We start from the raw sequence: 25,726 nt of genomic DNA, 5'->3' as shown, positions 1-25,726 counted from the left end.
GTCTGTCAGGCGTCCTGCCGACGCTCCTCGACCGTGCGGGCGTCGTCGGAGGCGGCCTTCTCCTTGGACGGGACCACGAACCGGTAGCCGACGTTGCGGACGGTGCCGATCAGGGTCTCGTTCTCGGGGCCGAGCTTGGCGCGCAGCCGCCGCACGTGCACGTCGACGGTGCGCGTGCCACCGAAGTAGTCGTAGCCCCACACCTCCTGCAGCAGCTGCTGGCGGCTGAAGACGCGGCCGGGGTGCTGGGCGAGGAACTTGAGGAGCTCGAACTCCTTGAACGTCAGGTCGAGCGTGCGGCCGCCGATCTTCGCGGTGTACGTCGCGTCGTCGACGACCACCTCGCCGGAGCGGATCACGTGCGCGTCGGGGTCGGCGGCGTCGCGCTGGGCGTTGAGCCGGCCGATCGCGAGCTTGATCCGTGCCTCGAGCTCGGCCGGTCCGCAGGTGTGGAGCACGACGTCGTCCATGCCCCAGTCGTGGTTGACGACGGCGAGCCCGCCCTCGGTCACGATGAGCAGGACGGGCACGTCGGTGCCGGTCGTGCGGATCAGGCGACACAGGTCGCGGGCGTGCGCGAGGTCCTGGCGGCCGTCGACGAGGAGGAGGTCGGAGTCGGGCGCCTCGAGCAGCGCGCTGCCCTCGGCGGGCAGGATGCGAACCTGGTGACCGAGCAGTGCCAGACCGGGCAGGACCTCGGCTGACGGTTGCAGGGCGCTGGTCAGCAACAACAACGTGCTCACAATGGTCTCCTCCCGAAGGCGGGCGGGGACCGGGACGCAACACTGGGCCTCGGTCGTGAAGTTCCGGGAAGGATAGCGAAACGTGGCGGACACAGTGGATCGATCCAAGGGAAATGAGACCGACACCATCCGGGTGCGCTACTGGGCTGCGGCCAAGGCTGCGGCCGGCACGTCGGAGGACGTGCTGCCGGTCGACGGTCCGTTGACCCTCGCCCAGGTCCGCGACCGCGCCCTCGACCTGCACCCGGGGGCCGACCGCCTCGCCGACATCCTGCGCACCTGCTCGACCCTCGTCGGTGACCGCCCGACCGCCTCCGAGGACCCTGACACCGTGCAGGTCGCGGTCGGCTCGAGCGTGGAGTTCCTCCCGCCGTTCGCCGGGGGCTGACTCTCGTCGGCCACAGGCTCCCCAAAGTGGGGTATGCCGGCTGTCCGCATCGGGTCGAGGATGGACGGATGCTGCTCCTCCGTCGCGTCCAACCGCTCGGTGCGGCGAGATGTGCCGTGTGCGGTCACCAGGTCACGAAGTGGGCGGCGGTCACTGGGCACGTGCGTTGCCGTGCCTGGGTGAGAGACGGCCTCATCGACGAAGACCGCTGCGGGTGCGCAGCTCAGGTGCACGGAAGGAATCGGCGCGGTAGGCCCCGCCGATCCGCATGTTGAGATAGCAGTCCGCTATCTGGACCCTACGGGCGAGGGGCCGACGGGCGTCGCCTACTCTTGCCGTGTGTCCACGACCATGCTCACCCGCCGACGCGCAGTCGACCACTGCCGCGTCCGCTCGTCGCTCTGTCGTACCTCCTGACGTTCCTGCCTGCTCGGCTCCGCCGACCCCGGGAACGGTCCATCCGTCCCGTCAGGTCAGCAGGAGAGACATGTCCGTCAGCACCGAACCCGGCGTGCGCGCGCCGAGCGGCCTCGACCCGCGCGGCCCGCAGTTCACCGCCGCTGTCACCGCGGTCGTGCTCGCAGTGGCGCTGCTCGTCCCGCCGGCTGCGGCGACCCTGATCCTCGGCGTCCAGGCCGTGCTGTTCGCGGTCGGCGCCCTGGGCGGGGTGCAGCGCACGCCGCACGCGTGGGTGTTCCGCCGGGTCGTCCGGCCGCGTCTGTCCCCGCCGAGCGAGCTCGAGGACCCGCGTCCGCCGCAGTTCGCGCAAGGGGTGGGCCTCGCCTTCACCGCGGTCGCGTTCGTCGGCTTCCTGCTCGGCGCGACGGTCGTCGGCCAGGTCGCGGCCGGCCTCGCCCTCGTCGCCGCCCTGCTGAACGCGGTCTTCCGCTTCTGCCTCGGCTGCGAGCTCTACCTCGTCCTGCGCCGCCTGGCGCCAGCCGCTGGTCGAGCAGCGAGCGTCAGCAGAACCGCTGGTTGAGCAGCGAGCGCCAGCGAGCGTCGTCGAAACCCCCGCAAGCCACGTACAGCCCGCACCACCACCCTGACCCGAAGAAGAAAGCAAGGAGCAGCAATGAGCCGCGAGAACTCCCTCGTCTCCACCCAGTGGGTGGAGGACCACCTCGACGACCCGAAGGTCGTCGTCATCGAGGTCGACGAGGACACGACGTCGTACGACAAGGGCCACATCCGTGGTGCCATCAAGCTCGACTGGACGACCGACCTCCAGGACCAGGTCCGCCGCGACTTCGTGAACCGCGACCGCTTCTCCGAACTCCTCTCCGAGCGCGGCGTCTCCAACGACGACACCGTCGTGCTCTACGGCGGCAACAACAACTGGTTCGCGGCGTACGCCTACTGGTACTTCAAGCTCTACGGCCACCAGGACGTCAAGCTCATGGACGGCGGCCGCAAGAAGTGGGAGCTCGACTCCCGCGAGCTCACCGACGAGGTCCCCACCCGCGAGGCGGCGACCTACACCGCGCAGGACCCCGACCTCTCGATCCGTGCGTTCCGCGACGAGACCGTCGACGCGATCGGCGTCAAGAACCTCATCGACGTCCGCAGCCCCGACGAGTACGCCGGCCGCCTCCTCGCCCCGGCCCACCTCCCGCAGGAGCAGGCCCAGCGCGCCGGTCACATCCCGACCTCGCTGAACGTGCCGTGGAGCAAGAACTGCAACGACGACGGCACCTTCAAGTCCGATGAGGACCTCAAGGCGCTCTACGCCGAGGTCGGCATCGACGACTCCAAGGACACCATCGCGCTCTGCCGCATCGGTGAGCGCTCCTCGCTGACCTGGTTCGTCCTCAAGGAGCTGCTCGGCCACCAGAACGTCAAGAACTACGACGGCTCCTGGACCGAGTACGGCTCCCTCGTGGGCGTCCCCGTCGCCCTCGGCGACGAGCCCGGCAACGCCTGAGCGAGCGCCAGCATCCCCGCTGGTCGAGCAGCGAGCGCCGGCACCATCGCTGGTTGAGCAGCGAGCGCCAGCGAGCGTCGTCGAAACCCAGTGACTGAAGGCAGGGCCTGACCCACGACCGGTCAGGCCCTGCCGCCCACACGAACAAACGAACGAAGGAAGTAAGAACATGTGCGGTGCCACCGAGGGCGGTCTCCCGCTCGACGGCGTGAACGTCGCGAAGGAAGCCATCGTCCAGGGCCAGGTGCTCCGCGCCGGCGAGCCGGTCGGCAACGCCTACGTGCGTTTGCTCGACCGGTCGGGCGAGTTCACCGCCGAGGTCCCCACCTCAGCGAGCGGTCACTTCCGCTTCTTCGCGGGCGACGGCGAGTGGACGCTGCGCACGCTTGCTCCGAAGGCAGACCCGGTCGACAAGAAGGTCGTCGCATCGGTCGGCTCCGTCGCCGAGGTCATCGTCGCCATCTGAGGATCCCGCCGGCACCGTCGTTGCGTGGAGCGAGGCGGCCGGCGGCCGCGTGACCGATCGCTACGATGCACCGGACATCGACCGGGTCGTCTGGGGGCTCATTCATGACGCTGCGCGTGCACATGACGGGATCGGAATGGTTCGAGGAACGTGCGGGCGGTCTGAACCGGTACTTCCAGGACCTCTTCGAGGAGTCCCAGCGGGCCGCGCAGTTCGAGGTGACGGCCAGTGCGTTCGGCCGGGCCCCGAGCGGTGGTGACTCGTGGGGTCCGGTGGGTGCGAGCCTTGCGGAACGTGTCCGCAAGTCGCGCGAGTCCGTCGCAGGTCCGCTGGACGTGCTCGATCGGCACTTCGTCCCGTACGGCCCGTCGAGGCGGCGGTCGGGTGCCCACGCGGTCGTCACGCACTTCCAAGGACCGTGGTTCGCCGAGAGTCGGCTGGCGGGTCAGTCGAGGTGGCGTACCGACCTGAAGCGGATCTGGGAGGCTCGGCGCCATCACGAGGCGGATCGGGCGGTCGTCTTGTGCGCCGAGTTCGGCCGCATCCTGTCGCGGGAGCTGGCCTTCCCCGAGGAGAACGTTCGCGTGATTCCTCCAGGGGTCAATCTCGACCGCTTCGCCTATCGGGAGCCAGCGGCTCTCGATCGTCCACTCGTGCTCTGCGTGCGGCGTCTCGAGCGCCGGATGGGCATAGACGTGCTCATCACTGCGTGGGCTGAGGTGCTCGACCGGTTCCCCGATGCTGTGCTCGCGATCGTCGGCGGGGGGAGCGAGGAGGCGGTCCTGCGGGCGCAGGTCGACGGTCTGGGCCTTGGTGGATCGGTGCGGATGCATGGGCGCATCGATGACGAATCGTTGCTCGGTCTGTACCGGGATGCCGCTCTGACGGTCGTCCCGACCCGCGACCTGGAGGGTTTCGGTCTGATAGCCCTCGAGTCCCTCGCCGTTGGTCGGCCCGTGATCGTGACGCGCGTCGGCGGCTTGCCCGACGCCGTCGCAGGACTGGACGAGTCGCTCATCGTCGAGCCGGAGGATCCGTCCGCACTGGCCGAGCGTGTGGCACAGGCGCTGGGCGGCCAGGTGCCGAGTGCTGCCGCCTGCAGGGCCCACGCAGAACGGTTCTCCTGGGCGGCCGCCGTGGGAGCTCATGCGGCGCTCTACCGCGAACTCGTGTCGTGACCCGGGTCTGCTTCCTGACGCACTCGGCTGCGCCCGCAGGTGCGGAGCTCTCCTTGCTGAACCTGCTGGTCGCCCGGCCTGACGGCTATGACGTGTCGGTGATCTTCGCGGAGAGCGGGCCCATGGTGGCCCGGTTCGAGGAGCACGGCATCCCGGTACGGGTCCTTCCCATGGACGAGCTCGCAGTCAGCGCTCGACGCGGCGGGAGTGGCGTCCTCCTCCGCCTCAAGGAGCTGCGGTCCCTCGTGCGCTACGCCGGGCGCCTTCGTGGAGCGCTGTCGGCCGACGAGTGCGACGTGGTGGTCGGGCGCAGCCTCAAGGCGGCGCTGTACGGCTCGCTCGCCTCGCTCGGCCGGCGGAACACGTTCGTGTGGTGCTTGCACGACCGCTTGTCGCAGGAATACCTGGGTCGCACCGCGGTCTTCTGGTCGGTCGTGCTGCCCCGGTTCGTGGATGGGGTCGTCGCCAACAGTCGAAGCACTCTCGAGACAGTCAGGCCCGGTGGCCGACCCCACTTGGTCCTGCCACCCGTCGGGACCCCCGTCTCGCGTTCCGCGACACACGCGGGTGGGCCTCTGCGCGTCCTGAGCCTTGCACGGCTCGCGCCGTGGAAGGGGCAGGACGTCCTGCTGCGCGCCTTCGCCACCCAGCTCAAGGGAGGCAGTGCGAGGCTCACGATCGCTGGAGCCGCACTGTTCGGTGAGCAGGACTTCGAGGCGGCGCTGCGGGTGCTGGCCGCCGAGCTGGGCGTCGAGGACCAGGTGACGTTCGTGGGTCAGGTCGACGACGTGGAGGAACTGCTCGTCACGCACGACGTCGTGGTCCACTCGTCGGTCATCCCGGAGCCCTTCGGTCTCGTGGTGACCGAGGGCATGGCCGCGGGCTGTGTCGTCGTGGCGACCTCCCCGGGCGGCCCTGCTGAGGTGATCACGCATGGTGTGACCGGTCTGCTGGTCCCTGGCGGCGACGTCGACGCCATGGCCGGGGCGTTGCGCCGGGTCGAGGCGATGTCGCCTGCTGAGCGTCAGCAGATGGGACGAGCTGCTCGTGAGGTGGTACGGCGCGCGTACGCTCCCGACGCTCTCGCCGGTCGGTACCTGGCGTGGCTCGCCTCGGTGCCCCGGCTCCGTGCCGGTCGAGGGAGGTCCCGCAGATGCGCGTGACGTGGTTGAGCCTCGAGTGGCCGCGGGAGGGCGAGCATGTCGGCGGCGTTGGTCGCTACGTCCACCGGCTTGCCTCGGCCGTTCGTGACGACGTCGACCTGACGGTGGTCACCTACGGTGACGCGAAGCCGCTGGCAGGTGTGCAGATCGTGCGGCTGCGTGAACCGCGGGGGCGGGTCGATCGGTTCTACGGCCTGCCCTGGGCTGCCAGGCGAGTCGTCTCCGCGACCGAGCCAGACCTCGTCCATTCGCACGGTGACGACTTCCTCCTCGCCGGCGGCGTCCCGCTGATCCGCTCGTTCTACGGATCGGCGCGCGGTGAGGCTCGTTCCTCCTCCGGACTCCGTCGCGCCAACCACCACCTGTTGTCACTGACCGAGCATCTCTCCGCTCGGCGGGCCTCCCTGAAGATCGGGATCGCGCCCGAGTCGATCGAGGCGTTCTCCTGCGACGAGGTCGCGCCGCCGTACTTCAGGCCGTCGGCCGGCCTGCCCACGCGTCGTCCCGCAGCTGAGCCGCTGGTCGTCTTCATCGGGAGTCATCAGGGCCGGAAGAGGGGTCATCTCGTCGAGTCGACGCTGCGCGAGGTTCGCCGAGTCCTGCCCGAGGCACGTCTCAGTGTCGTGGGTCCCGCGTCCGACGCCGGCTCGTGGGAGCCCTGGGTCGAGCACCATGCAGGATTGGCCGACGCGGAGGTCGCTGAGCTGGTCGCTGAGGCATGGTTGCTGGTCGCGCCCTCGTTGTACGAGGGCTTCGGCATCCCGGCCATCGAGGCGCTGGCGTCTGGAGTCCCCGTCCTCGTGTCGCCGAACCCGGGAACGGAGTACCTCGTGTCCCTCGCACGTGACCCGGCGCTCCCGCTCCGGCTGGTGGGCGACGACGGTCTCCCGGCGGAGGTGGAGCAACGCCTGGCGCGTGGGCCGTGGGTGACGGAGGGTGAACGAGCGGCTGCGGACGACCTGGTGCAGAAGGTGGCTCACCTCGGTTCACCCGAGCGCCTCGTCTCGCTCTACCGAGCCGCTCTCGAGAGGTCGCAGAGGTGAGTCGCGTCGGGGGGAGGAACGCCGGGGGCGGTGCGGCGTCCGGAGCTGGTGAAGCCGCTGTCCCCCGAGTCGCTTTCCTGACCCACTCCGGTGCGTCGGCCGGCGCCGAGCTCTCTCTCGTTCGCACTCTCGAGGAGTGGCCGTCGACACCACGACCCGTCGTCATCTTCGCGGAGGACGGACCGGTCGTCGCGATGGCACGGGCCACGGGCGCGCAGGTGCTCGTCCTGAAGATGGATGAGGAGCCGCCCGCGAGCCGACGGAGCCGGCCCGGGTGGGGATCGTGGGAATCCTTGCTGGCCCTGGCGCGCTACTCGCGCCGCCTGAGGCGCACGCTGCAGAGCGTGCAGCCCGAGGTCGTGATCGGTCGAAGCCTGCGAGCAGCGATATACGGACGGCTTGCCTGCGTCGGCCTACGGGTGCCGTTCGTCTGGAGCGTGCACGATCGCCTCACTCGCGAGTACCTGGGCCCCTCGGCTCCGCTCTTCTCGACACTCCTCCCGCGCTTGGTGGACGGGATCATCGCGAACAGCGTGAGCACTGCCACCACGCTTCGCTCACCGCGGAGGCCGCTGCTCGTGCTGCCCCCGAGCGCCAGGCGTTCGGAGGTGGGTCGCCTGCACCGGCCCAGGGACGAACAGGACTCGTCGCCAAGGATCGTCGTGCTCGGTCGCCTCGCGGAGTGGAAGGGCCAGGATCTGGCGGTCCGAGCCTTCGAAGCCGTTGCTGAGCAGTTCGACGCGGTGCTCGACATCGCCGGTGCAGCCTTGTTCGACGAGGGGTCCTTCGAGGAGCGACTGCGCAGGCAGGTCGCCGACTCGACGATGCCGGCTCGGATCCGCCTGCTCGGACACGTCGACGACCCCATGGCGCTGCTCGCAGAGGCCGACGTGCTCCTCCACTGCTCGCGCCTGCCAGAACCGTTCGGGGCCGTCGTGCTGGAGGGCATGAGGGCAGAGGTCGTCGTGGTGGCGACCGAGCCCGGCGGTCCCTCGGAGGTGATCGACCACGGTGTCACGGGTTGGCTGGCGACGGCAGGCGACGTCGGCGCGCTCGAGGACGCGCTGCGGAGCGCGCTCTCGATGCCGCGCGATGACAGGGCGGCCATGGTGGCCGAGGCAGCCGCCCTGGCGGATCGATTCGACTCGAGCGTCCTCACGCCCCGACTCATCGACTGGCTCGGCCTCCTGGTCGAGGGACGTGCCCCTCGGATGACGCACGCCGTCGCTGGGATGAGCGGCGACGGCGACGGCGCCTGACCTCGGCCGAGACCCGGTGGACGACGAAGGGCCCGGCGAGCATCGCTCGCCGGGCCCTTCGTGCGTCACGGCTCAGGAGCCGCTGTTGATCATGCCCGCTCCGACGGTCACGCCGGTCGCCTCGTCGATGAGGATGAACGACCCGGTCGTCCGGTTCTGCGAGTAGGGGTCGCACAGCAGCGGCACCGTGGTGCGCAGCTGGACGCGACCGATCTCGTTGACGCCGAGCTCCTTGGTCTCCTGGTCGCGGTGCAGCGAGTTGACGTCCAGGCGGTACTGGATGTCCTTGACCAGCGCGCGAGCCGTGCGGGTGGTGTGCTTGATGGCCAGCTTCTGCCGCGGCTTGAGCGGGGTGGTGGTCATCCAGCAGACCATTGCGTCGATGTCCTGGCTGGGCTGGGGTGCGTTCTTGACGCGGGCGATCATGTCGCCGCGCGAGACGTCGACGTCGTCCTCGAGGCGGACCGTCACCGACATGGGCGGGAACGCCTCGGTGATCTCCCGGTCGAACAGGTCGATGCCGGCGATCTTGGAGGTCATCCCGCTCGGGAGGACGACGACCTCGTCACCCGGCTTCAGGACGCCGCCGGCCACCATGCCGCCGTACCCGCGGTAGTCGTGGTGCTCGTCGGACTTGGGGCGGATGACGTACTGCACGGGGAAGCGCGCGTCGATGAGGTCCCGGTCGGAGGCGACGTGGACGTTCTCGAGGTGGTGCATGAGCGTGGGACCGGAGTACCAGTCCATGTTCTCGGAGCGGTTGACGACGTTGTCGCCAGCCAGCGCCGAGATCGGGATGACCTCGAGGTCCGGGATGTTGAGCTTGGTCGCGAACGCGGTGAACTCGGCGTGGATCTTGTCGTAGACCTCCTGGGAGAAGTCGACGAGGTCCATCTTGTTCACGGCGAGCACGAGGTGGGGGACCCGCAGAAGCGAGAGGATCACCGCGTGGCGTCGGGACTGCTCGGTGAGGCCCTGGCGGGCGTCGACGAGCACGAGGCCGAGGTCGGCGGTGGAGGCGCCGGTGACCATGTTGCGCGTGTACTGCACGTGGCCCGGGGTGTCCGCGATGATGAACTTGCGGTTCGGCGTCGCGAAGTAGCGGTACGCCACGTCGATGGTGATGCCCTGCTCGCGCTCCGAGCGGAGGCCGTCGGTCAACAGTGCGAGGTCGGTGTAGTCGTACCCCTTGGACTTCGAGGTCGACTCGACGGCCTCGAGCTGGTCGGCGAAGATCGACTTCGAGTCGAGGAGCAGCCGCCCGATGAGGGTGGACTTGCCGTCGTCGACGGAGCCCGCGGTGGCGAAGCGGAGCAGGTCCATCTGGATGCTCTTGACGGTGCTCATCAGAAGTAGCCTTCCTTCTTCCGGTCCTCCATGGCTGCCTCGGAGAACCGGTCGTCGCCACGGGTGGCGCCTCGTTCGGTGAGCGTCGCGATCGAGATCTCGTCGATGATCTCGTCGACGGTGGACGCGGTGGACTCCACGCACCCGGTGAGCGTGATGTCGCCGCAGGTGCGGAACCGCACGGTGCGCTCCTCGACGACCTCGCCGGGCCGCGTGGGGTTGAGCGGGGTCTCGCTCATCAGCATGCCGTCGCGCTCGAAGACGCGGCGCTGGTGGGAGAAGTAGATCTGCGGGATCTCGATGCCCTCGCGGCCGATGTAGTCCCAGATGTCCAGCTCGGTCCAGTTGGAGATCGGGAAGATCCGCATGTGCTCGCCGGCGTGCAGGCGCCCGTTGTAGAGGCTCCAGAGCTCGGGGCGCTGGTTCTTGGGGTCCCACTGGCCGAACTCGTCGCGGTGGGAGTAGACGCGCTCCTTGGCGCGGGCCTTCTCCTCGTCGCGGCGGCCGCCACCGAAGGCGGCGGTGAAGCCGTTCTCCTCGATGGCGTTGAGCAGGGTGCCGATCTGCAGCCGGTTGCGGCTCGTCTTGCCGTCGTCGACGACGACGCCGCTGGCGATCGCGTCGTCGATGCTCGCAACGACGAGGTTCACGCCGAGGCGGTTGACCCAGTTGTCGCGGGTGGCGAGCACCTCGGGGAAGTCCAGACCCGTGTCGACCTGGAGCACGGGGAAGGGGATCTTGGCCGGGTAGAACGCCTTCTCGGCCAGCCGGAGCATGACGATGGAGTCCTTGCCGCCCGAGAACATCAGGACGGGCTTCTCGAACTCCGCAGCCACCTCGCGGAAGATGTGGATCGACTCGGCCTCCAGCTGGTCGAGCTGGCTCAGCCGGTAGTCGGCGTGGGTGTCGGTCATGACGTGCAGGGGACCTCTCGTCGGGACAGCAGCCGTCATCGTAGCCATCGCGAGCGGCAGGGGGCGAAGCCGTGCCGCATGATGGGTGAGGCACGCCATACGGCCGTCGACGCAGCGTCGGCCGCTCGTCGCCTGGCGATCACGCGGCAGCGGCCCGGTGCCCCCTCCGGCCCCCTAGGCTTCGACCGTGAAGATCGCGGTCGTGGGGCTCGGGTACGTCGGACTGTCGAACGCCGTCGTCCTGGCGCAGCGGCACGAGGTCCGTGCCCTCGACCTGAGCGCGACGAGGGTCGCGACGGTCAACCGGGGCCAGTCCCCGGTCGAGGACGCCGAGGTCGAGGAGTACCTGAGGGAGCGGCCCCTCGACCTCGTCGCGACGGTGGACAAGCGCGCGGCCTACGACGGGGTCGAGCTGGTGGTGGTCGCCACGCCGACCGACTACGACGAGCGGACCAACTACTTCAACACGCGCTCGGTCGAGTCCGTCGTGGCGGACGCCCTCGAGGCGGCGCCGGGCGCGACCGTCGTCATCAAGTCCACGGTGCCCGTGGGCTTCACCGCCGGGCTGCGCGAACGGCACCCGGGCGCGGCGATCATCTTCAGCCCGGAGTTCCTCCGGGAGGGGCGGGCCCTGCACGACAACCTGCACCCCTCGCGGATCGTCGTCGGCGACCGCGGCGAGCACGGACGGCTGTTCGCCGGCCTGATGGTCGAGGGGGCCGAGGCCCGCGACGTCCCTGTGCTCCTGACCGGGTCCACCGAGGCGGAGGCGATCAAGCTCTTCGCCAACACCTACCTGGCGTTGCGCGTCGCCTACTTCAACGAGCTGGACACCTACGCGGTGACACGTGGCCTCGACAGCGCACAGATCATCGAAGGAGTGGGCCTCGACCCGCGGATCGGGGACCACTACAACAACCCGAGCTTCGGGTACGGCGGGTACTGCCTGCCCAAGGACACCAAGCAGCTCCAGGCCAACTACAGCGACGTGCCGCAGAACCTCATCAGCGCGATCGTCGAGGCGAACACCACGCGCAAGGACTTCATCGCCGATGACATCCTCCGCCGCAGCCCGCGGACGGTCGGGATCTACCGGCTGATCATGAAGGCGGGGTCGGACAACTTCCGCATGTCGTCGATCCAGGGCGTCATGAAGCGGCTCAAGGCGAAGGGCGTGGAGGTGCTGGTCTACGAGCCCGCGCTCGAGGAGGACCTGTTCTTCAACTCGGAGGTCATCCGGGACCTGGACGAGTTCAAGAAGCGCTCGGACGTGATCGTGGCGAACCGGCGCACCGACGTGCTGGCGGACGTCGCGGACCGGGTCTACACGCGGGACATCTACGGGCGGGACTGAGCCCGGGTGGGTCTCTGAGTGGTCGTCGCCCTGCGTCGGTGCGGGCGTCTCGACGACGGCTCGCCGGCGCTCGCCTGCTCGACGAGCAGTAGGGCGGTGCGGGCGTCTCGACGTCGGCTCGCCGGCGCTCGCCTGCTCGACGGACGGTAGGGCGGTGCGAGCGTCTCGACGACGGCTCGCTGGCGCCCGCCTGCTCGACGAGCAGCGGGGCGTCAGGTGTCCTGCCGCTGCCGCTCGTGGTTCCACGCAGCGGCGTTGTTGTCGAACGCCGGCAGGCCGCGGGTCTGGCGCACGAAGCCCCAGGCGAGCGGGCCGAGGAGCAGCATGCCGGCGCCGATGATGCCGACCGCCTCGGGCGGGACGCCGAGCATCTTCAGGCCGGTCAGGCTGAGCACGATGACGATGCCGCGGCGGATGACGGACTGGCTGACCCAGCTGGCCATCCGGGCGCCGAGGAAGGTGCCGGGGGTGCCGCCCAGGATCAGCGGGATCAGCACCTCCCAGTCCACGCCGCTGGTGACGACGTGGCCGATCGCCGCGGCCAGCACGAGCGGGACCGCCTGCACCAGGTCGGTGCCGACCAGCTTGAGCGCGGAGAGGGTCGGGTAGAGCAGCAGCAGCGCGACCATGATGAGCGAGCCGGAGCCGACCGAGGTGATGCCGACGAGCAGGCCGCCCACGGCCCCGACGAGGAGGGTGGGGATCGGCCGGATGTTCGGCTCGCCGGTCGGCGCCTCGTTGCCGGAGGTGACCAGGCGCAGCTGGAGGTACATCCGCAGCGCGTAGCTCGCGGCGGCGAAGAGCAGGGCGATGCCGATGGCTGTCACGAGGAAGTCCTCGGCGTTCTCGCCCCCGATCTCCTGCACGATGAAGCCGCCGGCCAGCGCGAACGGCACCGAGCCGACGATGAGGTACGTCGCCAGCCGGAGGTTGGGGGAGCCCTTCCGCCAGTGCACCGAGGCGCCGACCGTCTTGTTGACGGAGGCAGCCACGAGGTCGTTGGCGACGGCGGCGGTCGGCGAGATCCCGAGGAAGATCAGCGCCGGCGTCATCAGGGCGCCACCGCCCATGCCGGTCAGGCCGACGACGATGCCGACGCCGAAGCTCACGGCCAGGACGGCGAGGGCAGCAGTGGTGAAGAGGTCGTCCACGGGGTGAAAGCCTAGTGCTGCCATCGTGAAAGGCAGGATTTGTCACCGGGCGCGCCGCGGGACCGTGGAAGACTGCCGGACGTGACGAAGCGGGCGTTGATCACGGGGGTGACGGGCCAGGACGGGTCCTACCTCGCCGAGCTGCTGCTGGCCAAGGGCTACCAGGTCCACGGGCTCGCGCGGCGTACCTCCAGCGTCAACACCTCCCGGGTCGCCCACCTCGTCGAGGACACCCACCACCCGGACTGCCGCTTCTTCCTCCACCGCGGCGACCTCTCCGACGGTGGCCGGCTGCTGGCGCTGATGCAGCAGGTGCAGCCCGACGAGGTCTACAACCTGGCTGCGGAGTCCTACGTCGGGGCCAGCTTCGACGAGCCCGAGCACGCCGGCGAGGCGGCCGGCATCGGCGCGGTGCGGCTGCTCGAGGCGCTGCGCATGTCGGGGGTGGGAGCGCGCTTCTACCAGGCCGGCAGCTCGGAGATGTACGGCGCGGAGCCGCCGCCGCAGCGCGAGGAGACCCCGCTGCGGCCGCGCTCGCCGTACGGCGCGGCGAAGGCGTACGCGCACTGGCTGACCACGACGTACCGCGAGAGCTACGACCTGTACGCCGTCAACGGGATCCTCTTCAACCACGAGTCGCCCCGCCGCGGCGAGGTGTTCGTGACCCGCAAGATCACCCGCGCGGTCGCGCGGATCCAGGCGGGCCTGGACGACTTCGTCTACCTCGGCAACCTCGACGCGGTGCGCGACTGGGGCTACGCCCCGGAGTACGTCGAGGGCATGTGGCGGATGCTGCAGGCCGACGAGCCGGAGGACCTCGTGCTCGCGACGGGGGAGAGCGCGACGGTGCGCGACTTCGTCGAGGCGGCCTTCGACCACGCCGGGCTGGACTGGGAGAAGCACGTGCGCTTCGACGAGCGGTACGTGCGTCCGGTCGAGGTCGACGCGCTGGTCGGCGACGCCAGCCGGGCGGAGCAGCGGATCGGCTGGAAGCCGAGCGTCCGCTTCCCCGAGCTGGTCCGGATCATGGTCGACGCCGACATGGAGGCCCTGCAGCACGAGGGGCGCCATTGGATCGACCGGCCGGCGCTGCCCGCCTGGCAGGGCTGAACCCTCCCGGAGCCGCGAGTCAGACCTGGACGCCGCCGATCGCGACGCGGCCGTGCCCGTCGATGCGGACCGGGCCGTCGGCGTCACCGACGAACACCGTCTGGCCGCGCGAGGCGGTCAGCGTCTCGTGCCCGGTCAGCAGGTCCACCTCGCCGTCGAGCACCACGATCGTCCGCGGGCCCGACGCCGGCGCGGTCACGCCGGGGACGTCGCCGACCGTGAGCGCGAAGTCCGGCACCGGCGGCTCGAGGTGGCAGTGGTGGCTGGCGTTGACCGACGGCAGCCACTGCGGGCCGGGCATCGGCGTGAAGTTGGTGACCGACAGCAGCTCGGGCACGTCCAGGTGCTTCGGCGTCAGCCCCGCCCGCAGCACGTTGTCCGAGGACGCCATGATCTCGACACCGAGCCCGCTGACGTAGGCGTGGATGACGCCGGCGTCGAGGAACATCGCCTCGCCGGGCGCGAGCACCACGTGGTTGAGCAGCAGCGTGACCAGCACACCGGGGTCGGACGGGTACTGCGCGATCAGCTTGCCGACCATCGCGAAGACCCGGGTGGCCTCGCGGTTGATCCGCGCGGGGTCGACCCGCACCGGGTTCGCCCGCATCTCCTCCCGGTGGCCGCGCTCCTCGGCGTGCCGTGCGGCCTCGCGGATGTCCGAGAGCAGCGACTCGAGGTCGGGGCCGGTGTGCGCCAGCATCTCGGTCACGATCGCGCGCAGCGTCTGGAACGCCGGGCCCGACTCCAGCCGGTGCGCGACGTCGTCGGCCCACGGCAGGTCGAGCATCCGCAGGATCTGCGCCGACTTCTCGGTGTCGCGGAAGCCGGCCATGCCTTCGAACCGGGTCAGCGCGTAGATCATCTCCGGCTTGTGCGAGGTGTCCTTGTAGCTGCGGTGCGGGGCGTCGAGCGGCACGCCGGCGGCGTCCTCGCGCGCGAATCCGATCCGCGCGCGCGAGCTGCTCGGGTGCACCTGCAGCGAGAGCGGCTCGGCGACCGCCAGCACCTTCATGAGGTACGGCAGGCGCGCGCCGAAGGTGTCGCACACGGCCTGGCCGAGCAGCTCGTGGGGTGCGGCGGCGATGACGTCGTTGAGCGCGCGGCCGTCCGGGAGGTACGACGGGTCGCCGTCGTGGGCGCCGATCCACAGCTCCGCCTGCGGGTCACCGGTCGGCTCGGTCCCGAGGAAGCGCGGCAGGTGGGTGCTCGATCCCCAGGCGTACTCACGGATCGGGTTTCTCAGGACGAACATCAGTGGTTCCCGGGTGCCCCGGTCAGCCGCGGCACGACCACCCGCAGCAGCTCCTCGATCCCGGCCGCGGCCGTCTCGGCCGCCTCGGGACCGCGACGGTAGGGGTCGGCGACGTCGAGCGCGGGGTCGGCCGTCCCGCGTCGCTGCCCGACGGCCTGCACCAGCTCCCGGCCCTGGAGGCCGCCGCCCGCGGTGCGGACCGCCTCGGCGAACTGCCCCAGCGTGAAGACCTTGCGGAACGCCGCCGGCTGCTCGTCGAGGATGAACGTGCGGTGCGCCGCCTCCGCGGTCAGCACCAGGTCGGCCTCGTCGACCAGCTGACGGGTCACCGCGCGGCTGGCGAAGTCGCCCACCTCGGCGCCACGGGTGGCCAGCGTCCCGCTCATGACCTCGTCCATCGGGTGGTCCTTGAAGCCGTGCGTCCCGGCGCTGGCGAAGGTGACCGTCGCGTCCGGGCCGGCCAGCCGGCGGGCGACGAGCTCCATGAACGGGGACCGGCAGATGTTGGCGGTGCAGACGAAGAGGACGTGCAGGGGGCGCTCGGGGCTCCCGGGTGCCGGGGTCTCGACGACGCCCGCCTGCACCGGCTGGTCGACCAGCGGGTCCTCGACCCCGGACGACAGGTCCAGGTGGCCGGACTCGCGCAGCGCCTCCACGACGTCGCCGAGCGCGTCGTCGATGGTGCGGCCGGTCGTGTCGACCCGGACGTCGGCGTCGGCCGGCTCCTCGTACGGCGAGGAGATGCCGGTGAACTCGGGGATCTCACCGCGGCGCGCCTTGGCGTAGAGGCCCTTGCGGTCGCGGCGCTCGCACTCCTCCAGCGGAGTGGCGACGTGGACGAGGAAGAACGCCCCGCCGGCGTCCTCCACCATCGCGCGGACCTGCTGACGCGTCTCGTCGAACGGCGCGATCGGGCTGCACACCGCGACGCCGCCGTGCCGGGAGATCTCGGCCGCGACCCAGCCGATCCGGCGGATGTTGGTCTCCCGGTCGGCCTTGGAGAAGGTGAGGCCGGCCGACAGGTTCCGGCGGACGACGTCGCCGTCGAGGCTGGTCACCGTGCGGGTGCCCTGCTCGAGCAGCCGGTCCATCAGGGCGCGGGCGAGCGTCGACTTGCCGCTGCCCGAGAGGCCGGTGAAGAACAGGACGAGCCCCTGGTCGGCAGGGTCCGGGCGGTCGAAGGCGACGACCGCCTCAACCGACGGCGGGTACGGGTCGTCGTCGGCCGGCGCCGGGAGGGCGTGGACCGGGTCGCCGGCGGCGTACGTCCGCGCCACCTGGACGCCGAGCTCGTGGTCGACCTCGGGGTCGCCGTGCGAGGCGAGGGGCGCGGCGACGACGGCCGCGTCGGGCAGCAGCGCGGCCGCCGCGAGGCACGCGCGCACCAGCCCGACCGGCGACAGGTCGGGCGTGCCGGCGCCGACGTACGCCAGCAGCACGACCGGTCCGAGCGCGCGGACCTCCTCGAGCTGGGCCTCGGTGAGCGCGTCGGTGACCGGCACGACGGTGCGGCCGGCGTACGCCTCGCGCACCTGGGCGGGGGAGAGGTAGTGGCGGCGGAACGGGCCGTACTGCACGTGGGTCAGCGCCTCGACCGCGCCGTCCGGGACGGAGACGCGCGCGAGCGGCAGGCCCTCGGGGTCGACGAGCTCGACCGCGCCCGCCTCGGCCGCGGCGGTGGAGACGTCGGCCGGCAGCGTGAGCGTCACCGGGCTGCCCGGCTCGTCGAACCGGCTGAGCGGGGCGAGGGCGCCGGTGACCAGCAGCTCAAGGTCGTCGAGCTCGCGCTGGGTGGGGCAGTACTGCGGCGGGTTCGGCACGGCCTCATCCTTGCAAACCGGCGTCGTTAGGGTGCCGGCATGCCGTCTCCCGTGGTCCTGGCCGAGGTCGTCCGCTCCGGTTTCGTCGAGGGTCGCCACCACGGGTCCGTGGTCGCCCTCGCCGCCGACGGGGGTGTCGAGTGGTCCGTGGGGGACGTGACGTCGCCGGTGCTGCCGCGGTCGTGCAACAAGCCGGTGCAGGCGCTGGCCATGGTCCGCAACGGCCTCGACCTGCCGCCGGACCTGCTGGCCCTGGCGTGCGGGTCGCACTCCGGCGAGCAGCTCCACGTCGACGGCGTACGCCGCATCCTCGCGGTCGCGGGCCTCGGCGAGGACGCGCTGCAGACGCCGCTGGACTGGCCGCTCGACGAGGAGACCAAGCTCGCCCACGCCGCCGCGGGCGGCGTGAAGGAGCAGGTCCTGATGAACTGCTCGGGCAAGCACGCCGCGATGCTGCTGACCTGCGTCGTCAACGGCTGGGACACCGCCACCTACCTCGCGCCCGACCACCCGCTGCAGCGGGCGGTCGTCTCGACGTTCGAGGAGCTGACCGGCGAGCCGATCGAGGTGTTCGCGACCGACGGCTGCGGTGCGCCGCTGCTCTCGACGTCGCTGACCGGCCTGGCGCGGGCGTTCCGCACGCTCGCCGTCGCCGCCGACGGGCCGGAGGAGCGCATCGCCGACGCGATCCGCCGGCACCCCGAGATGGTCTCCGGCACCACCCGCGACGAGCGCGACCTCCTCGTCGCGGTCCCCGGCGCGATCGGCAAGATGGGCGCCGAGGCGCTGCACGCGGTGGCCCTGCCGGACGGCCGTGCCTTCGCCCTCAAGATCGAGGACGGCGCCGACCGGGCCCGCCGGGTGGTCATGGCCGAGGTGTTGCGGCGAGCCGGCTTCGAGGACGACGCCGTGCACCGTACAGGCCTGGTCGAGCTGCACGGGGGCGGCCGCGTCGTGGGAGCGGTCCGGGCGACGCTCGACCACCGGGTGTCGTAGGACTGGCGGGAGCGTCCGGAGCCGGATCGGGCGGCGGGCTCTGTGACAGGGTGTCCGTCATGACCGGCGGCGGACCAGAGGGCGATGCGCTCGCGACCTTCCGAGAGCGCATGTATCGCTCGTACACCACCACCCACGCCGGTGTGCAGGACGGGCGTGTCGAGGGGTACGCGGTCCGCAAGCGGATCGTCCCCATGCTGCCGCGGGATCTCGGGGCGCAGATCGTCGACATCGGTTGCGGGCAAGGGAACACCGTGCGTGCGCTGCACGAAGCCGGGTACGCGAACGCCTGCGGCGTCGACATCAGCCCGGAGCAGGTCGCACGTGCGCATGCGATGGGTGTGCGGAACGTGATCTGCCAGGACTTCACGTCCTACCTCGCCGAGCGTGCCGGGCGCCTCGATGCCGTCCTCGCCACCGACGTGCTCGAGCACTGCACGAAGCTCGAGGTGCTCGAGCTGTTCGGCGCTGTGCGCGAGGCCCTCCGCCCCGGGGGTGTGTTCATCGCGCGGATCCCCAACGGAGCGAGCCCGTTCGTCGGGCGGATCCAGTTCGGTGACTTCACGCACGAGACGTCGTTCACCTCGCGCAGCCTGGGGCAGATCAGCAAGGTGACCGGTTTCGCGGAGTCGACGTGCGTCGACACGGGTCCGGTGCCGCACGGGCTCCTCAGCGGGGTGCGCTTCCTCCTGTGGAAGCTGGTGGCTCTCGGCCTGAAGGCGGCCCTCGTGGTCGAGACGGGCGAGCCCCGCGGCCACCTGGTGGGACAGACCGTCATCCTGCGTGCGGTGCGCTGACTCCGGGCCGCTCGCCGGTGCCTGCCGCGACCGAGGCGGGAGTGGGCGGCACCTCTAGGCAGTGACCGTGGACCGTTCAGCTGCTCGGCGGATGGGGACCCACAGGAGCACGCTGGTCAGCACCTGGGTGCCGACCGCTGCGGCAACTGCCCCCCAGACGCCGAGAACACCGATCAGCACGAAGCTGCCGGCGGTCCCGGCGATCCCCGCCCCGATCGAGACGGCCATCAACCAGTTCGTGTTGCCGACCGCGATCGCCGACACGTCGCTACCGAGGTAGTTGAGGCTCTGGAAGAACAGGCCGACGGAGAGGACGGCCGACAGAGCGGCCACGCCCTCGTAGTCAGCGGCCAGTCCCAGCTGCACGAACACAGCGGCGATCCCTGCAACTGCGCCTGCGGCGAGGAGGGAGAAGGCCAGGTGCCGTGGGAGGACGGTCCGCAGGAGCTCGGCCAGGGCGCCCTGGTGGCGACTGATCTGTGGCTGGAGGAACCGCGCCAGCTCGATGGCCACGACGTTCCCGATGGTCACCAGCTGCGCTGCGATGAGGTATCCCGCGGCCGAGGTCGGCGGCACCAAGACGACGATCCAGATCCTGTCGGAGAACCCAGCAGCCCACCTGGCGAACTGGCTGATCGAGACCGGGACGCCGAGCCGCAGGACCCGACGGACCGACGCGGAGGTCGTGTCGGACCTGACCCGGCGCAGCGTCGAGGCCAGGGTGGTCGCCGTGCACGCCAAGAGCGCTGTCGCGCCCAGGAGGTCCGCCGCTGCCCAACCGAGGACGCCGGCATCGAGCGCCACGACGAACAGCACCTTGGCGGCGGCGACCAGCACCGAGTACAGGACGGCCAGGCCGAAGAACGGACCCAGGTGTCCGTCGTTCCTGTAGAGCGCGGCCGGGTACTGCCACGCGATGCAGTAGACAGCCGCGCTGAACAGGGTGACCGTCACCGCCGCGCGCGACGTCCCGCCGAGGTCGAGTCCCGTCACGAGCAGGAGTCCGGTCGTCAAGGCTGCCAGGCCCAGAGGGGCTGCCGTCTGCACCAACGCGGCCGAGGTCACGGTGCGGCGCCCGTCCTGCGGGTCGTTGAGGTACCGGTAGGCGACGAGCTCCTGCCCGAGGCCGAAGGTCATGGACCCGAGGGTCATCGTCGCCGCGAGGACAGCCACGTGCCCGTACTCGGTCGGGGTAAGGACTCGGACGAAGAGCGGGAGGAGGAGGAAGGGGATGCCGCGCTGGACCGCTGCCACGGCGAGGAACGCAGGTCGACCACGGAGCACTCTGCCGACCATGATCGGCAATGGTAGGGGCCTGTCGTCCGTGGGCCCGTGCTCTGCGCCAGCGGTGCGGCCCCGTCCGGACGGCGCCTCGTCCTGGGCTGTCCGGTGGACCCGACGGGCATGCCTCGGGAGCCGTCGCGCCGCGACGCCGGCCATGGTCGTCGCATCAGCTCGCAGACACCCCCGACGCTAGCGGCGCTAGCGCTGCTAGCGGCCGCTTTCGTTGGTTGTGAAGGGTCTCACGTGCTAGCCGCTTGCAAGCGCTAGCGGCAGCAAGCACACTGGAGGCATGAGCAAGGGCAAGGTCGGGACCGCAGTCGGGTCCCTCGGGGACTACCTGCGGGAGCAGCGCACCGCCGCGTCGCTCTCGCTCCGGCAGCTTGCCGAGCAGGCCGGGGTCTCCAACCCCTACCTCAGCCAGATCGAGCGCGGCCTGCGCCGACCCTCGGCCGAGGTGCTGCAGCAGATCGCCAAGGCGCTGCGGATCTCCGCGGAGCAGCTGTACGTGCGCGCCGGGATCGTCAGCCCCGACGACGGCGTCGGCGGCTCCGTCGAGCTCGCGGTCCTCAACGACAGTGCGCTCACCGAGCGCCAGAAGCAGTCCCTGCTCGACATCTACGCCTCGTTCCTGGCCCTCAACGTCGGGCAGCCCGAGGCTCCATCCCAGGACTGACCCACACAGAAGAGGAGACGGACATGGCGAAGACCACGTTCGACATCAAGATCGACAAGCTCGAGCTCCCCGAGGTCGCCAAGCGGCCGCTCTACGCCGGTGTCGGCGCGACCGACCTCGTCGTCGGCTACGTCCGCGGCTACGCCGCCGACGTGCAGAAGCGCCTCACCCAGACCCAGCAGGACGTGCAGAAGCGCGTCGCCGACATCGACCTCGAGCCCAAGGCCCTGCGCGACCAGGCGCTCGTCGCGGTGAACGCCCGCTTCGAGGCGCTGTCCAAGGACGCCAAGGCCCGCCGCGAGGCCGTCGAGTCCCGCGTCGCCGAGCTGCAGGGCGAGGCCCGCGCGCTGCCCACCCGCGTGCAGGCGACCGTGAACGAGAACGTCGTCATCGTGAGCGACACCTACGCCGACCTCGCCAAGCGCGGCGAGCAGCTCGTCGCCCGGATCCGCCGCCAGGAGGAGACCAAGGCGACCGCCGCGGCGGCCCAGACGACCGTCAGCAAGGCGAAGACCACGCAGACCCAGACCACCAAGGCTGCGAAGTCGACCGCTCGCAAGACCACCAACACCGCCAAGCGGACGGTCAAGAAGACCACGGCCGCCCCGAAGAGCAGCGCCAAGGGCACCGCCACCGCCGCCAAGAAGACCGCCACCTCGGCCACCAAGGCGACGACCGCCGCGGCCAAGAAGGTCGGCGACTGAAGAGCACCCGAACAGCTGCGCCTGTTCTGAGCGAGGCCCCCGGACCGTTGCGGTCCGGGGGCCTTCGTCGTCCGCTGGTCGAGCAGGCGAGCCCTGGCGAGCCGTCGTCGAGGCCCGGGGAGCGTGGTTGCGGCCCTGCGCCTGTCACGGGGTTTCGACACGGTCGGCGCTGGGGCGCCTTCCTGCTCAACCAGCGGGGGCCCGGGGGAGCCGTCGTCGAGGCCCGGGGAGCGTGGTTGCGGCCCTGCGCCTGTCACGGGGTTTCGACACGGTCGGCGCTGGGGCGCCTCCCTGCTCAACCAGCGGGGGCCCGGGGGAGCCGTCGTCGAGACCCGGTGAGCGTGGTTGCGGCCCTGTGCCTCTCACGGGGTTTCGACACGGTCGGCGCTGGGGCGCCTCCCTGTTGCTCAACCAGCGGGGGCCAGGGGGAGCCGTCGTCGAGGCCCGGTGAGCGTGGTTGCGGCCCTGCGCGTCTCACGGGGTTTCGACACGGTCGGCGCTGGGGCGCCTCCCTGCTCAACCAGCGGAGGGCTGCTGGTCGAGCAGGCGAGCCCTGGCGAGCCGTCGTCGAGACCCGGTGAGCGTGGTTGCGGCCCTGCGCGTCTCACGGGGTTTCGACACGGTCGGCGCTGGGGCGCCTCCCTGCTCAACCAGCGGGGGGCCTCGCCGGTCGAGCAGGCGAGCGTTGAGGCGGGCGGGGCCCGCCGGTCGAGCAGGCGAGCCCTGGCGAGCCGTCGTCGAGACCCGGTGAGCGTGGTTGCGGCCCTGCCCCTGTCACCGGGTTTCGACACGGTCGGCGCCGGGGCGCCTTCCTGCTCAACCAGCAGGCGAGACCCGGTGACCTCGCCTCCGGCGCCTTCCTGCTCGACCAGCGAGTGTGGGGCTGCGGCAGGCTGGGACCGTGCGAGCCGTCGTCCAGCGCGTCCTGTCCGCCAGCGTCACCGTGGACGGGGAGACGGTCGGGTCGATCGATGGGCCGGGGCTGCTGGTGTACCTCGGAGTGACCCACGGCGACGGCACGGCCGAGATCGGCTGGACCGCCCGCAAGATCTGGGACCTGCGGCTGCTGCGCGAGGAGCGGTCGGCCAGCGACGTCGGCGCCCCGGTGCTGGTGGTCAGCCAGTTCACGCTGTACGGCGACGCGCGGAAGGGTCGGCGCCCCACCTGGCAGGCCGCCGCGCCCGGGCCGGTGAGCGAGCCGGCGTACGAGGCGGTGTGCGCGGAGCTGGAGCGGCTCGGCGCGCACGTCGAACGCGGGCGGTTCGGGGCCGACATGCGGGTCCAGTCGGTCAACGACGGGCCGATCACGCTGATCCTGGACACGGCCGACCGGGGCTGAGGCCCTGCTGCGGTGCGCGGGTCTCGACGACGCTCGGCGCTGGCGCGCCTCGCTGCTCGACCAGCGGTAGGCGCCGGCGCGCCCCCTGCTCGCCGGGCGGCCGATAGGCTGGTGCGGTGACCAACGTCTTCGCCGTCGAGGGCTACCTCATGCTGCTCGTGACGTTCGTGCTGCTCGCGGTGAAGATCTTCGCCTTCGTCAACGCGCTGCTGCACAGCGCCGAGGAGTACGAGGCGGCCGGCAAGCTGACCAAGCCGGCCTGGTGCCTGATCCTCGGCCTCGGCGTGGTGCTCGAGGTGGTGCCCGTCGGGCTCCTCCTGATCAGCATCGCGTTCACGATCGCGGCGTTCGTCTACCTCGCGGACGTGCGGCCGGCCCTGATGAGCCTGCGCCGACGCTGACCGGGCCAGACCACCGCGCGACCTTGAGGGTTGCTTGATCTGCGCTCGCTAGCGTCCCCGCACGCCGGGCGACAGAGCCCGCGATCAGGTGGGGGGAACCGGATGATCGGCGAGCAGGACACGCGTCCCTGGGGGACCTGGCAGGTCCTCGACGAGGGTGACGGGTTCAAGGTCAAGCGCATCACCGTCCGGCCGAAGGCGCGCCTGTCCTACCAGACCCACGAGCACCGGGCGGAGCACTGGGCGGTCGTCTCCGGCAAGGCCACCTGCGTCGTCGACGGCCGCATCCAGCTCGCCGGGCCGGGCGACTCGGTCGACGTCGCCGTCGGCGAGCCCCACCGGATCACCAACATGGAGGACGAGGACCTCGTCCTCATCGAGGTCCAGCTGGGGCGCTACACCGGGGAGGACGACATCTGCCGCCTCGAGGACGACTACGGGCGGGTCCCCGCCTGAGGCTCCTCGAGCGCGGCGGTCACTGGCCCCTCGCGGCGTACGCAGCCTCGGTGGCGGCCTTGTGCGGGCGCCACCAGTCCTCGTGGTCGACGTACCACTCGATCGTCCGGGCGAGCCCGGCCGCGAAGTCGGCGTGCCGCGGCCGCCAGCCGAGCTCGGTGCGCAGCTTGGTCGGGTCGATCGCGTAGCGCACGTCGTGACCGGCGCGGTCGGTGACGTGCTCGACGTCGTCCTCGTCCCGGCCGAAGTGGGCGAGGATCATCCGGGCGACCTCGAGGTTGCTCCGCTCGCCGTCGGCCCCGACCAGGTACGTCTCGCCGATGCGCCCGTCGTTCACGATCGTCCAGACCGCGGAGGAGTGGTCGTCGACGTGGATCCAGTCGCGGACGTTGCGACCGGCGCCGTACACCTTGGGCCGGCCGCCGTCGATGACGGTGGTGACCTGGCGCGGGATGAACTTCTCCACGTGCTGCCAGGGGCCGTAGTTGTTCGAGCAGCCGGAGATGGTGGCGCGCACGCCGAAGCTGCGCACCCACGCGCGCACCAGCAGGTCGGAGCCGGCCTTCGTCGCGCTGTAGGGGCTGCTCGGGTCGTACGCCGTCGCCTCGGTGAACCGCTGGGGGTCGTCGAGCTCGAGGTCGCCGTACACCTCGTCGGTCGACACGTGGTGGAAGCGGGTCCCGCGCCTGCGGACCGCCTCGAGCAGGGTGAAGGTGCCGACGACGTTGGTGTGGACGAACGGCGCCGGGTCCGACAGCGAGTTGTCGTTGTGCGACTCGGCGGCGAAGTGGACCACCACGTCGTGGCTCGCGACGAGCGGATCGACCACGGCCCGGTCGGCGACGTCGCCGACCACGAGCCGCACGCGGTCGGATGGCAACCCGGCGAGGGACTCGCGGCTCGCGGCGTACGTCAGCTTGTCGAGCACGGTGATCGACGCGTCGGTGTGCCCGACGAGGTGGTGGACGAAGTTGCTGCCGACGAAGCCGGCACCACCGGTGACGAGGACGCGCTGCACCCGCTCGAGTCTAGGGTCGGCGCATGCGCGGCATCCTCCTCGCCGGCGGCAGCGGCTCACGCCTGCAGCCGATCACCCGGGCGGTCAGCAAGCAGCTCGTCCCGGTCTACGACAAGCCGATGGTCTGCTACCCGCTGTCGACGCTGCTGCTCGCCGGGATCCGCGACGTCCTTGTCATCACCACGCCGCACGAGCAGGAGCAGTTCGTCCGCCTGCTGGGTGACGGGTCGTCGCTGGGCATCTCGATCACGTACGCCGCGCAGCGCTCGCCGGACGGCCCGGCCCAGGCGTTCCTCCTCGGCGCCGACTTCGTGGCAGGGGAAACCGTGGCACTCGTGCTGGGGGACAACCTCCTCTACGGCCCCGGGCTGGGGAGTCGCCTGCGGCGCTTCTCCGACGTCGACGGGGCGGCGGTCTTCAGCTGTCGGGTCGCCGACCCGACCCCGTACGGCGTGGTCGAGCTCGACGACGCGGGGCGTCCCGTCGCGCTGGGGGAGAAGGCGGAGCCGCCGTCGAGCTGCCATGCCGTGCCGGGTCTCTACTTCTACAGCGACGACGTCGTCGACCACGCCCGCGAGCTGGAGCCGTCGGCGCGCGGCGAGCTCGAGATCACCGACCTCAACCGGCGGTACCTGGACGAGGGGCGGCTGCAGGTCGAGGAGCTGCCGCGCGGCACGGCCTGGCTCGACATCGGCACCGTCGACGCCATGAACGACGCCTCGAACTTCGTCCGCGCCGTCCAGCAACGGCAGGGCATCAAGATCGGCGCTCCCGAGGAGGTGGCCTGGCGGATGGGGTTCATCGACGACGACGCCCTGCGAACGCAGGGCGAGGCACTCCGCGCCAGCGGGTACGGCGACTACCTCCTGGACCTGCTGGGGGCCTGACCTCGCCCCGTGGCATGCGGCCCCGTCGTGAGCAGCGCGCACCCTAGGATGAGCACCGCTGA

General features: G+C 71.0%; 26 protein-coding genes. 18 read left to right on the top strand and 8 right to left on the bottom strand.

The window, feature by feature from the left end; genetic code table 11:
* Positions 1-5: 5 nt before the first annotated feature.
* A complete protein-coding gene (locus tag OSR43_RS18730) occupies positions 6-743 on the bottom strand; it encodes a response regulator transcription factor (RefSeq protein ID WP_302268290.1) in 738 nt (245 codons plus the stop codon).
* A 94-nt stretch (positions 744-837) separates the two neighbouring features.
* Between OSR43_RS18730 and OSR43_RS18725 the strand changes: the two genes are divergently transcribed.
* The 8 genes from OSR43_RS18725 to OSR43_RS18690 all read left to right on the top strand — a co-directional run bounded on the left by OSR43_RS18725 (position 838) and on the right by OSR43_RS18690 (position 8,161).
* Positions 838-1,131 (top strand): MoaD/ThiS family protein, encoded by a 294-nt coding sequence (locus OSR43_RS18725; RefSeq protein ID WP_302268289.1) that lies wholly within the window; start codon positions 838-840, stop codon positions 1,129-1,131.
* A gap of 487 nt (positions 1,132-1,618) precedes the next feature.
* Complete coding sequence (locus OSR43_RS18720) at positions 1,619-2,110, top strand: DUF4395 domain-containing protein (RefSeq protein ID WP_302268288.1); 492 nt, start codon at positions 1,619-1,621, stop codon at positions 2,108-2,110.
* A gap of 93 nt (positions 2,111-2,203) precedes the next feature.
* Positions 2,204-3,052: a sulfurtransferase gene (locus OSR43_RS18715; RefSeq protein WP_302268287.1), complete on the top strand. Its 849-nt coding sequence runs from the start codon at positions 2,204-2,206 to the stop codon at positions 3,050-3,052.
* A gap of 169 nt (positions 3,053-3,221) precedes the next feature.
* Entirely contained in the window at positions 3,222-3,518 is a 297-nt protein-coding gene (locus OSR43_RS18710) for a DUF1416 domain-containing protein (RefSeq protein WP_302268286.1), read from the top strand.
* 104 nt (positions 3,519-3,622) lie between these two features.
* Entirely contained in the window at positions 3,623-4,696 is a 1,074-nt protein-coding gene (locus OSR43_RS18705; RefSeq protein ID WP_302268285.1) for a glycosyltransferase, read from the top strand.
* Positions 4,697-4,749: 53 nt separating this feature from the next.
* Positions 4,750-5,859, top strand: coding sequence for a glycosyltransferase family 4 protein (locus OSR43_RS18700; protein ID WP_302268284.1), 1,110 nt, complete (start codon positions 4,750-4,752; stop codon positions 5,857-5,859).
* Positions 5,850-6,902 (top strand): glycosyltransferase family 4 protein, encoded by a 1,053-nt coding sequence (locus OSR43_RS18695; RefSeq protein ID WP_302268283.1) that lies wholly within the window; start codon positions 5,850-5,852, stop codon positions 6,900-6,902. The genes OSR43_RS18700 and OSR43_RS18695 overlap by 10 nt, the downstream gene beginning before the upstream one ends.
* Before the next feature lie 218 nt (positions 6,903-7,120).
* Positions 7,121-8,161, top strand: coding sequence for a glycosyltransferase family 4 protein (locus OSR43_RS18690; RefSeq protein ID WP_367891502.1), 1,041 nt, complete (start codon positions 7,121-7,123; stop codon positions 8,159-8,161).
* Between the two features lie 72 nt (positions 8,162-8,233).
* On the opposite strand, the gene OSR43_RS18685 is transcribed toward OSR43_RS18690, so the two are convergent.
* On the bottom strand, positions 8,234-9,508 hold the full coding sequence (locus OSR43_RS18685; RefSeq protein WP_302268281.1) for a sulfate adenylyltransferase subunit 1: 1,275 nt from the start codon (positions 9,506-9,508) through the stop codon (positions 8,234-8,236).
* Positions 9,508-10,422, bottom strand: coding sequence for a sulfate adenylyltransferase subunit CysD (cysD, locus tag OSR43_RS18680; protein ID WP_302268280.1), 915 nt, complete (start codon positions 10,420-10,422; stop codon positions 9,508-9,510). The genes OSR43_RS18685 and cysD overlap by 1 nt, the downstream gene beginning before the upstream one ends.
* Before the next feature lie 187 nt (positions 10,423-10,609).
* Here cysD and OSR43_RS18675 point away from each other — a divergent pair, with 187 nt between their 5' ends.
* Entirely contained in the window at positions 10,610-11,776 is a 1,167-nt protein-coding gene (locus OSR43_RS18675; RefSeq protein WP_302268278.1) for a nucleotide sugar dehydrogenase, read from the top strand.
* 212 nt (positions 11,777-11,988) lie between these two features.
* Here the strand turns inward: OSR43_RS18675 and OSR43_RS18670 are convergent, their stop codons facing one another.
* Positions 11,989-12,927: a sulfite exporter TauE/SafE family protein gene (locus OSR43_RS18670; RefSeq protein WP_302268277.1), complete on the bottom strand. Its 939-nt coding sequence runs from the start codon at positions 12,925-12,927 to the stop codon at positions 11,989-11,991.
* A gap of 81 nt (positions 12,928-13,008) precedes the next feature.
* Here OSR43_RS18670 and gmd point away from each other — a divergent pair, with 81 nt between their 5' ends.
* Complete coding sequence (gene gmd / locus OSR43_RS18665) at positions 13,009-14,037, top strand: GDP-mannose 4,6-dehydratase (RefSeq protein ID WP_302268276.1); 1,029 nt, start codon at positions 13,009-13,011, stop codon at positions 14,035-14,037.
* Between the two features lie 19 nt (positions 14,038-14,056).
* Here gmd and manA read toward each other — a convergent pair whose 3' ends face one another.
* Positions 14,057-15,289, bottom strand: a complete 1,233-nt coding sequence (gene manA, locus OSR43_RS18660) for a mannose-6-phosphate isomerase, class I (RefSeq protein WP_302268275.1) — start codon at positions 15,287-15,289, stop codon at positions 14,057-14,059.
* On the bottom strand, positions 15,289-17,109 hold the full coding sequence (gene cysC / locus OSR43_RS18655; protein ID WP_302268274.1) for an adenylyl-sulfate kinase: 1,821 nt from the start codon (positions 17,107-17,109) through the stop codon (positions 15,289-15,291). The genes manA and cysC overlap by 1 nt, the downstream gene beginning before the upstream one ends.
* Positions 17,110-17,148: 39 nt before the next feature.
* On the opposite strand from cysC, the gene OSR43_RS18650 reads away from it, so the two are divergent.
* Entirely contained in the window at positions 17,149-18,105 is a 957-nt protein-coding gene (locus tag OSR43_RS18650) for an asparaginase (protein WP_302268273.1), read from the top strand.
* A gap of 59 nt (positions 18,106-18,164) precedes the next feature.
* Complete coding sequence (locus tag OSR43_RS18645) at positions 18,165-18,902, top strand: bifunctional 2-polyprenyl-6-hydroxyphenol methylase/3-demethylubiquinol 3-O-methyltransferase UbiG (protein WP_302268272.1); 738 nt, start codon at positions 18,165-18,167, stop codon at positions 18,900-18,902.
* A 54-nt stretch (positions 18,903-18,956) separates the two neighbouring features.
* Here OSR43_RS18645 and OSR43_RS18640 read toward each other — a convergent pair whose 3' ends face one another.
* Positions 18,957-20,198 (bottom strand): lipopolysaccharide biosynthesis protein, encoded by a 1,242-nt coding sequence (locus OSR43_RS18640; RefSeq protein ID WP_302271719.1) that lies wholly within the window; start codon positions 20,196-20,198, stop codon positions 18,957-18,959.
* Between the two features lie 277 nt (positions 20,199-20,475).
* Here OSR43_RS18640 and OSR43_RS18635 point away from each other — a divergent pair, with 277 nt between their 5' ends.
* The 5 genes from OSR43_RS18635 (at position 20,476) to OSR43_RS18615 (ending at position 23,759) form a co-directional block, all read left to right on the top strand.
* Entirely contained in the window at positions 20,476-20,859 is a 384-nt protein-coding gene (locus OSR43_RS18635) for a helix-turn-helix domain-containing protein (RefSeq protein ID WP_302268271.1), read from the top strand.
* Between the two features lie 23 nt (positions 20,860-20,882).
* On the top strand, positions 20,883-21,563 hold the full coding sequence (locus tag OSR43_RS18630) for a hypothetical protein (RefSeq protein WP_302268270.1): 681 nt from the start codon (positions 20,883-20,885) through the stop codon (positions 21,561-21,563).
* Positions 21,564-22,464: 901 nt separating this feature from the next.
* Complete coding sequence (gene dtd, locus OSR43_RS18625; RefSeq protein WP_302268269.1) at positions 22,465-22,902, top strand: D-aminoacyl-tRNA deacylase; 438 nt, start codon at positions 22,465-22,467, stop codon at positions 22,900-22,902.
* A gap of 116 nt (positions 22,903-23,018) precedes the next feature.
* Positions 23,019-23,303: a DUF2516 family protein gene (locus OSR43_RS18620; RefSeq protein ID WP_302268268.1), complete on the top strand. Its 285-nt coding sequence runs from the start codon at positions 23,019-23,021 to the stop codon at positions 23,301-23,303.
* Positions 23,304-23,405: 102 nt separating this feature from the next.
* Positions 23,406-23,759, top strand: a complete 354-nt coding sequence (locus OSR43_RS18615; RefSeq protein WP_302268267.1) for a phosphomannose isomerase type II C-terminal cupin domain — start codon at positions 23,406-23,408, stop codon at positions 23,757-23,759.
* Positions 23,760-23,778: 19 nt separating this feature from the next.
* Here OSR43_RS18615 and rfbB read toward each other — a convergent pair whose 3' ends face one another.
* Positions 23,779-24,777, bottom strand: coding sequence for a dTDP-glucose 4,6-dehydratase (rfbB, locus tag OSR43_RS18610; RefSeq protein WP_302268266.1), 999 nt, complete (start codon positions 24,775-24,777; stop codon positions 23,779-23,781).
* A gap of 23 nt (positions 24,778-24,800) precedes the next feature.
* Between rfbB and rfbA the strand changes: the two genes are divergently transcribed.
* Positions 24,801-25,664 (top strand): glucose-1-phosphate thymidylyltransferase RfbA, encoded by an 864-nt coding sequence (gene rfbA / locus OSR43_RS18605; RefSeq protein ID WP_302268265.1) that lies wholly within the window; start codon positions 24,801-24,803, stop codon positions 25,662-25,664.
* Positions 25,665-25,726: the final 62 nt, after the last annotated feature.

It is taken from the genome of Nocardioides sp. Arc9.136 (genome assembly GCF_030506255.1).
Classification (GTDB): Bacteria; Actinomycetota; Actinomycetes; order Propionibacteriales; family Nocardioidaceae; genus Nocardioides.
The sequence above is the reverse complement of the archived record's forward strand: the minus strand, read 5'-3'. Positions and strand labels throughout refer to the sequence as shown.

Excerpts from the sequence above, each read along its gene's own strand:
- OSR43_RS18720 (WP_302268288.1), top strand. The coding sequence starts at position 1,619 with ATGTCCGTCAGCACCGAACCCGGCGTGCGCGCGCCGAGCGGCCTCGAC.
- OSR43_RS18715 (WP_302268287.1), top strand. The coding sequence starts at position 2,204 with ATGAGCCGCGAGAACTCCCTCGTCTCCACCCAGTGGGTGGAGGACCAC.
- OSR43_RS18710 (WP_302268286.1), top strand. The coding sequence starts at position 3,222 with ATGTGCGGTGCCACCGAGGGCGGTCTCCCGCTCGACGGCGTGAACGTC.
- OSR43_RS18705 (WP_302268285.1), top strand. The coding sequence starts at position 3,623 with ATGACGCTGCGCGTGCACATGACGGGATCGGAATGGTTCGAGGAACGT.
- OSR43_RS18695 (WP_302268283.1), top strand. The coding sequence starts at position 5,850 with ATGCGCGTGACGTGGTTGAGCCTCGAGTGGCCGCGGGAGGGCGAGCAT.
- OSR43_RS18685 (WP_302268281.1), bottom strand. The coding sequence starts at position 9,508 with ATGAGCACCGTCAAGAGCATCCAGATGGACCTGCTCCGCTTCGCCACC.
- cysD (WP_302268280.1), bottom strand. The coding sequence starts at position 10,422 with ATGACCGACACCCACGCCGACTACCGGCTGAGCCAGCTCGACCAGCTG.
- manA (WP_302268275.1), bottom strand. The coding sequence starts at position 15,289 with ATGTTCGTCCTGAGAAACCCGATCCGTGAGTACGCCTGGGGATCGAGC.
- OSR43_RS18650 (WP_302268273.1), top strand. The coding sequence starts at position 17,149 with ATGCCGTCTCCCGTGGTCCTGGCCGAGGTCGTCCGCTCCGGTTTCGTC.
- OSR43_RS18645 (WP_302268272.1), top strand. The coding sequence starts at position 18,165 with ATGACCGGCGGCGGACCAGAGGGCGATGCGCTCGCGACCTTCCGAGAG.
- OSR43_RS18640 (WP_302271719.1), bottom strand. The coding sequence starts at position 20,198 with ATGGTCGGCAGAGTGCTCCGTGGTCGACCTGCGTTCCTCGCCGTGGCA.
- OSR43_RS18635 (WP_302268271.1), top strand. The coding sequence starts at position 20,476 with ATGAGCAAGGGCAAGGTCGGGACCGCAGTCGGGTCCCTCGGGGACTAC.
- OSR43_RS18630 (WP_302268270.1), top strand. The coding sequence starts at position 20,883 with ATGGCGAAGACCACGTTCGACATCAAGATCGACAAGCTCGAGCTCCCC.
- OSR43_RS18615 (WP_302268267.1), top strand. The coding sequence starts at position 23,406 with ATGATCGGCGAGCAGGACACGCGTCCCTGGGGGACCTGGCAGGTCCTC.
- rfbA (WP_302268265.1), top strand. The coding sequence starts at position 24,801 with ATGCGCGGCATCCTCCTCGCCGGCGGCAGCGGCTCACGCCTGCAGCCG.